Source organism: Neptuniibacter sp. (assembly GCF_024231755.1).
Lineage (GTDB): Bacteria > Pseudomonadota > Gammaproteobacteria > Pseudomonadales > Balneatricaceae > Neptuniibacter.
The window spans coordinates 1-597 of record NZ_JAAEQH010000113.1 but is presented as its reverse complement, the minus strand read 5'-3'; the positions used below and the strand labels follow the sequence as shown (position 1 = coordinate 597).

Below are 597 nucleotides of genomic sequence, written 5' to 3'. Positions count from 1 at the left end.
TGTAATCGCTGAGCTGCTGCATCGGCACGAGGGTGCCTTGTCGATTTTCGTGGCGGTGCTGATATTCTACTCCGTCGCGGTGTTTCTCTTCAAGCAATTCCTTAACGGCGGGATATACCATACTTTCCTGTCCACCTCCGGAGTCGATATCAGGGAGTTCTTTGCCGAATCAGGCGCTCAGTTCAGGGGCAATCTGAAGATTTCATTCCTGATGCTGTTCCTGTACACAATGTTGGCGATCATCGCCCTGACGATATCGGCCTTGTTGCCTTCGAATCCTATTGGGCATTACGGCGCGGCTGCATTCGGCAGCATGTTCACAAAACTCATTCTCTTTTACCTGTTTCTCATCTCAGGCTCAATCCTGTCCGATATCCTGCGTTTCAGGCTGGCGGCCGTTCCTGAACAGAAATTCATGGAACATCTGAGACCTTCGGTAAACTTTTATCTGCGCCGGTTTGTAAAACTCCATAGCATATACTATCTATACTTTGTCCCGATGGTCGTATTGTGGCTGATTGTCGAGAAGATGGCCCTGGTGGTCACCGGCGGACTGGGCAACATGATCGGAGTCTTTCTGGAACTGGTGATGTTCCA

1 protein-coding gene is annotated in these 597 nt (G+C 50.1%); it reads left to right on the top strand.

The features are described from left to right. Positions 1–597, top strand: a 597-nt coding sequence (locus GY843_RS06390) for a hypothetical protein (RefSeq protein WP_297307691.1), incomplete at both ends; no start/stop codon positions are given.